At 68.2% G+C, this 5,867-nt stretch carries 6 protein-coding genes; 1 reads left to right on the top strand and 5 read right to left on the bottom strand.

What is annotated here, in order from left to right; genetic code table 11:
* Together ACFDTC_RS05330 and trxB are read right to left on the bottom strand one after the other, a co-directional pair.
* The coding region (locus ACFDTC_RS05330; RefSeq protein WP_375257839.1) for a bifunctional sulfate adenylyltransferase/adenylylsulfate kinase at positions 1–1,694 on the bottom strand (1,694 nt) is incomplete at its 3' end.
* Between the two features lie 207 nt (positions 1,695–1,901).
* Positions 1,902–2,906 carry a thioredoxin-disulfide reductase gene (gene trxB, locus ACFDTC_RS05325; RefSeq protein WP_375257838.1) on the bottom strand — a complete coding sequence of 335 codons (1,005 nt, stop codon included), beginning with the start codon at positions 2,904–2,906 and terminating at the stop codon, positions 1,902–1,904.
* A gap of 188 nt (positions 2,907–3,094) precedes the next feature.
* Between trxB and ACFDTC_RS05320 the strand changes: the two genes are divergently transcribed.
* Positions 3,095–3,595, top strand: coding sequence for an Lrp/AsnC family transcriptional regulator (locus ACFDTC_RS05320; protein WP_375257837.1), 501 nt, complete (start codon positions 3,095–3,097; stop codon positions 3,593–3,595).
* 12 nt (positions 3,596–3,607) lie between these two features.
* On the opposite strand, the gene ACFDTC_RS05315 is transcribed toward ACFDTC_RS05320, so the two are convergent.
* The 3 genes from ACFDTC_RS05315 to ACFDTC_RS05305 form a co-directional block, all read right to left on the bottom strand.
* Positions 3,608–4,375, bottom strand: coding sequence for a Hint domain-containing protein (locus tag ACFDTC_RS05315; protein WP_375257836.1), 768 nt, complete (start codon positions 4,373–4,375; stop codon positions 3,608–3,610).
* Between the two features lie 178 nt (positions 4,376–4,553).
* Complete coding sequence (pgeF, locus tag ACFDTC_RS05310) at positions 4,554–5,312, bottom strand: peptidoglycan editing factor PgeF (RefSeq protein ID WP_375257835.1); 759 nt, start codon at positions 5,310–5,312, stop codon at positions 4,554–4,556.
* The coding region (locus tag ACFDTC_RS05305; RefSeq protein WP_375257834.1) for an SAM-dependent methyltransferase at positions 5,309–5,867 on the bottom strand (559 nt) is incomplete at its 5' end. The genes ACFDTC_RS05305 and pgeF, both read right to left, overlap by 4 nt.

Raw genomic sequence — 5,867 nt, 5'->3', positions numbered from 1 at the left:
GATTCCAGCTTCAGGATCACCTGGTGGGCGCAGTTGTCGACGTCGATGTTCACCGTGTCGACGCGCAACTCGGGGTTCTCGGGAACGTCGTACGGGTCCGAAATGCCGGTGAATTCCTTGATCTTGCCCTCGCGGGCGAGCTTGTAGAGGCCCTTGCGGTCACGGCGCTCGCATTCCTCGAGCGGGGTGGCGACGTGCACCTCGACGAAGGCGCCGTATTGCTCGATGCCCTCGCGCACGTTGCGGCGCGTCGCCGCGTAGGGCGCGATGGGCGCACAGATCGCGATGCCGCCGTTCTTGGTGATCTCTGACGCCACGTAGCCGATGCGCTGGATGTTGAGGTCGCGATGCTCTTTCGAGAAGCCGAGCTCCGAGCTGAGGTTCTTGCGCACGATGTCGCCGTCGAGCAGCGTCACGGGGCGACCGCCCATTTCCATCAGCTTGACCATCAGCGCGTTGGCGATGGTCGACTTGCCCGAACCCGACAGGCCGGTGAAGAACACGGTGAAACCCTGCTCGGCGCGCGGCGGAGAGGTGCGGCGCAGCTCCTGCACGACCTCGGGGAAGCTGAACCACTCGGGGATCTCGAGGCCCTCGCGCAGGCGGCGGCGCAGCTCGGTACCCGAGATGTTGAGGATCGTGACGGTGTCGCGGTCCTCGATCTCGTCGGCGGGCTCGTACTGGGCGCGCTCCTGCACGTAGACCATGTGCTTGAAGTCGACCATCTTCAGGCCGATCTCGTCCTCGTGCGTGCGGAACAGCTCCTGCGCGTCATAGGGGCCGTAGAAATCCTCGCCCGCGCTGTTCTTGCCGGGGCCGGCATGGTCGCGGCCGACGATCATGTGCGTGCAACCGTGGTTGCGGCGGATCAGCCCGTGCCAGACGGCCTCGCGCGGGCCGGCCATGCGCATGGCCAGGTTCAGCAGCGACATGGTCGTGGTCGATTGCGGGTACTTGTCCAGCACCGCCTCGTAGCAGCGCACGCGGGTGAAGTGATCGACGTCGCCGGGCTTCGTGAGGCCGACGACCGGGTGGATCAGCAGGTTCGCCTCGGCCTCGCGCGCCGCACGGAAGGTCAGCTCTTGGTGCGCGCGGTGCAGCGGGTTGCGCGTCTGGAACGCCACGACCTTGCGCCAGCCCATCTTGCGGAAGAAGGCGCGCAGCTCGTTCGGCGTGTCGCGGCGCGCGCGGAAATCATAATGCACCGGCTGCTGGATGCCGGTGACCGGCCCGCCGAGGTAAACCTTGCCCGCCTGGTTGTGCAGGTAGTGGACCGCCGGATGCGCGGAATCGTCTGCACCGAAGACCTTCTCGGCCTCGCGCGCCTTGTTCGGCACCCACTTGTCGGTGACCGTCATCGTGGCGAGGATCACGCCTTCCTGGTCGCGCAGGGCGATGTCCTGGCCGATCTCGATAGTCTCGGCGAAGGCTTCCTTGACGTCCAGCGTGATCGGCATTGGCCACAGCGTGCCGTCGGACAGGCGCATGTTCTCGACGACGCTGTCGTAGTCGGCCTCGGGCAGGAAGCCCTTGAGCGGGTAGAAGCCGCCGTTCATCAACAGCTCGAGATCGCAGATCTGTCGCGGCGTCATGTCGAGCGAGGTCAGGTTGCCTGCTTCGACCTTGAGCTTCTGTGCGCTCTCGTAAGAGACGTAAAGCTCGGGAAGCGGGGCGAGGTTCGCGGGCATCGACATGGGCAAGACCTTTGGTTGCAATCGGACAAAACGGGTTCGGGCTTTGATGCGGCCATAGCTTTGCCCTCGTGCGCTGGCAAGGCCCGGCCACGAAAATGAGCCCCGCGCGCAGCGAAATGCGGCGTTGCAGCATATGCATGCCTGAAAAGGGAACCGATCCGGCGCGGCGGGCGTTAGCCCGGCAGTCGCCGGATCAAGGCCGCGCGATCACTCGGCGGCGGGGGCCTCTGCGCCGTAGCCCAGCGGTTCCGAGACGTCCTTTCCCGAATCCAGGTCCTGCTCGGCCAGCCAGCGCTCGGCCTCGAGCGCGGCCATGCAGCCCATGCCGGCGCTGGTCACCGCCTGCCGGTACTTGTGGTCGGTCAGGTCGCCCGCCGCGAAGACGCCGGGGATAGAGGTCTCGGTGCTGTCGGGCTTGGTCACGACGTAGCCGCCCATGTGCGTCTCGAGCACGTCCTTGACCAGTTCGTTCGCGGGCGCGTGGCCGATCGCCACGAAGACGCCGGCGCAGGCGATCTCCTGCGTATCGCCGGTCTTGACGTTCTTCACGCGCACACCGGTCACGCCCTTGGGCATGTCGTCGCCCAGCACCTCGTCGAGTTCGTGGTCCCAGAGGCATTCGACCTTCGGGTGCTTGAACAGGCGGTTCTGCAGGATCTTCTCGGCGCGCAGCGTGTCACGGCGGTGGATGAGCGTGACCTTGCTGGCGAAGTTCGTCAGGAACAGCGCCTCTTCCACGGCGGTGTTGCCGCCGCCGATCACGACGATCTCCTTGCCGCGGTAGAAGAACCCGTCGCAGGTTGCGCAGGCCGACACGCCAAAGCCCTTGAACGCTTCCTCGGACGGCAGGCCAAGCCATTTCGCCCGCGCTCCGGTGGCGAGGATGATGGAATCCGCCGTGTAGGTCGTGCCGCTGTCGCCGTGGGCCACGAAGGGCCGCTTGTCGAAGTCGACCTTGGCGATGATGTCGCCGACGATGTCGCAGCCCATCGCCTTGGCGTGGGCCTCCATCCGGACCATCAGGTCGGGGCCCTGCACCTCGGTGTCGCCGGGCCAGTTCTCGACCTCGGTGGTGGTGGTCAGCTGGCCGCCCGGCTCGATGCCCTGGACCAGCACCGGTTCGAGCATGGCGCGCGAGGCGTAGATCCCTGCGGTGTAGCCCGCCGGGCCCGAGCCGATGATCAGTACCTTGCTGTGGCGCGTCTTGGACATTGCTCCGCCTCCTGGTTCCACTGTCGGGTTGGATATAGCCGCCGGGCCGGTCCGGCGAAAGGGGCCGATCCGTCACGGGGGCGCGACGATTGATCCGTATTCCAGCGGAATAATCTTGCGCTTATTTGAAACAATCTTGCGCCTGCATCGCTTGATGCTATAACAATCGCGAATTCATGGAGGCGGAAATGGCAGGGCACCGGTTGGACCCGATCGACAGGAAGATCCTGTCCGAGTTGCAGGCCGACGGCCGGATGACGAATGTCGAGCTTGCACGCCGCGTCGGCATCTCGGCGCCGCCCTGTCTGCGCCGGGTGCGCGTGCTGGAAGAGATGGGCCTGATCCGCGGCTACCATGCCAACGTAGACGCTCGCGCTCTGGGGTTCGAGGTGCAGGTCTTCGCCAATGTCGGGTTGCAAAGCCAGGCCGAGGCCGACCTGCGCGCCTTCGAGAACCGCTGCCGCGAATGGCCGCTGGTCCGCGAGTGCCACATGCTCAACGGCGAGGTGGATTTCATCCTGAAATGCGTGGCGCCCGACCTGTCGAGCTTCCAGGCCTTCCTGACCGACGAGCTTCTGACCACGCCGAACGTCGCCAGCGTGAAGACCTCGCTGGTGATCCGTGGTGCTAAGGACGAGCCCGGCGTGCCGTTCGACGTGCTCGAGGACCGTCTGAGCCGCTCTGCCTGAGCCAAATAGCGCTCAGCCGTCGATCAGACGCTCCAGCGCCTGCCGAGACGTTCGCGACAGCGCGACCTGCCCGAAGGCGCCGGCATCGGCGAGGTTCGGGAACAGCGCCATGAAGGCGCCACGCAACCCGTTCTGTCCCAGCGCATCAAGCGCGGTTCCCGGATGGTACGTCTCCAGCGTGATGCCACCCAGGCGCAGCAGGCCGTGCCGCGCAAGCAGGACATGGTACAGCTGCACCGGGCCGTGAGGCGCGACCGGCACGAACCGGTCGCCGTCCGCATAATCCGACAGCGGCACGAGCACCGAATCGCGCCCCAGAAGCTGCTTGAGCCGCGCGTGCCGCACCACCATGCGCGCCGCCGAGCCGACTAGCAGATCCGGCTCGGGCAGGGCGTCGCCCGCGAACTGGTTCATCACGCGCATCATCCCCGCAGCGGTGCGGTTGCGCGGCCGCGCGAACAGGGTCGAGCCGATCCAGATCACCCTTTCAGCCGCCCCGCCGTCGGTGATCACGCGGTCGCCGGGCAGCAGGTCCTCGATCGCGACGGCGCCCCGTGGGGTCGGCATCAGCGTTCCGCGCGCGAAGGCGGTCGCGGCCTCCTCGATTGCGGGCACGGCGGGTGCCGCGACCGAGCGATGCTCGATCGCGCCGTCTGGCATCAGGGCCGCGATCTCGAACCGGCGTGTGGGCAGGCGCGGCGCGGGCTGCGCGCCCGACCCGACATGCGGGGCCGCCGGCTGCGCGGCGGCGGTGTCGATCACGGAATTGCTGCTGGGCACGGTCGACGGGCCTTTTCTGTTCGGGCGCGGGGTCCGGCCCGCCCGCGAAGATGGCCGCGACTGGCGAGCGAACCTGATCGATGAATGCTGCCACGCCCACAAGGGGGCGGCAGGCTTTACAGTGCACAGGAAATCGGGCCGGTTTGTGACGCTCGCGCGCCATTCCGGGGACGCTGGGTCAGACCCGGATGGCCGAGATCAGGCGGCCGTAATCGGCCTCGCGTGCGTGGGTGGCGCGCCGGTACGAGTAGAAGCGCGCGGCGTCGCTGTAGGTGCAGTGGCGTGTCCATTCCGCCGCGACGCCGGCCGCGCGCAGCCGCGCCACGCCGTAGCCGGGGAGGTCGAACAGATAACGGTCGCCGGGGCCGTTGGCGAAGAACCGGGCGTTTTCAGGGTCGGCGTCGACGAAGGTCTCGATGAATTCCGGCCCGACCTCGTAGGCGGCCTGGCTGATCGTCGGCCCGATCACTGCGACGATGTCGGAACGCGCAGCGCCAAGCGCGACCATCGCGTCGACCGTCGCGTCCAGAACGCCGTCCAGCGCTCCGCGCCAGCCGGCATGTGCTGCTCCGACGATGCCCGCCCGCGCGTCGGCCAGCAGCACGGGCTGGCAATCGGCGGTCAGCACAGACAGCGCGACGCCCGGTGCGCGCGTGACCATCGCGTCGGCGCGGGGCAGGGGGCGTTCCAGCGGCGTCTCGGTCACCGTGACCACGTCGGCGGAATGCACCTGATGCGGCCCGACGAGTCTTTCGGGCGCGACGCCGATCGCCTCGGCCGCGCGGGCGCGGTTGATGGCGACGATCTCGGACTGGTCGGACGATCCCGCGCCGCAGTTGAGCCCGGCGAACACCCCGGACGAGGCGCCGCCGCGCCGCGTGAAGAACCCGTGCCGGAACGGGTCCAGGCTTTGGGACGTGATGATCTCGAGCGTCATGGATCCAGTCCGGGCAAGGCGGGCGCGTCGGCGGGGGAGAGCCCCAGAATCCTGAACACCGAACCCATTTCGTCGGGATGCGTCAACCGCCGATGTGCGGCCGCGATGCCGTCGACCATCGCGCCGTCGCGTCCCTTGGCCAGGCTGCGCGCGCGGTCGGTGATGCCCAGCCGCTCGAGGAACACGCCTTGCGGGATCAAGGCCGAAGCCTTTGCCGGGGCGGCGGCAAGGGCTAGCGCTTCGAAGTCCACGTGGGCGGTGAGATCCGCCTCGCCGGGGGCTGCGAAGGGATCGGCCGGCGCGTGGCCCGCGACCGCCTGCAGCGTGTCGCCCCGGCTGCGCCAGTCGCCGTAATCGATGATCAGCGCGGCGCCGCCGCGTTGCGCGATGCGGCGGCCGATCTCGCCCGCGATCGCCTCGGCCGGGGCGCGGGTCTCGACGATGCCGCCGTCGGGCGTGTCGCCCAGCCGGTGCTCGAGGGCTGCGAGCGGCGCCGACGTCGATTGCCCCAGCGCCAACCGGTCGCCGTCAAGGCCGACCATACGCTCGGCCCAG

The organism is Citreimonas sp., assembly GCF_042096055.1.
In the GTDB taxonomy this organism is placed as follows: domain Bacteria; phylum Pseudomonadota; class Alphaproteobacteria; order Rhodobacterales; family Rhodobacteraceae; genus Citreimonas.
The sequence above is the reverse complement of the archived record's forward strand: the minus strand, read 5'-3'. Positions and strand labels throughout refer to the sequence as shown.

Excerpts from the sequence above, each read along its gene's own strand:
- trxB (WP_375257838.1), bottom strand. The coding sequence starts at position 2,906 with ATGTCCAAGACGCGCCACAGCAAGGTACTGATCATCGGCTCGGGCCCG.
- ACFDTC_RS05320 (WP_375257837.1), top strand. The coding sequence starts at position 3,095 with ATGGCAGGGCACCGGTTGGACCCGATCGACAGGAAGATCCTGTCCGAG.
- pgeF (WP_375257835.1), bottom strand. The coding sequence starts at position 5,312 with ATGACGCTCGAGATCATCACGTCCCAAAGCCTGGACCCGTTCCGGCAC.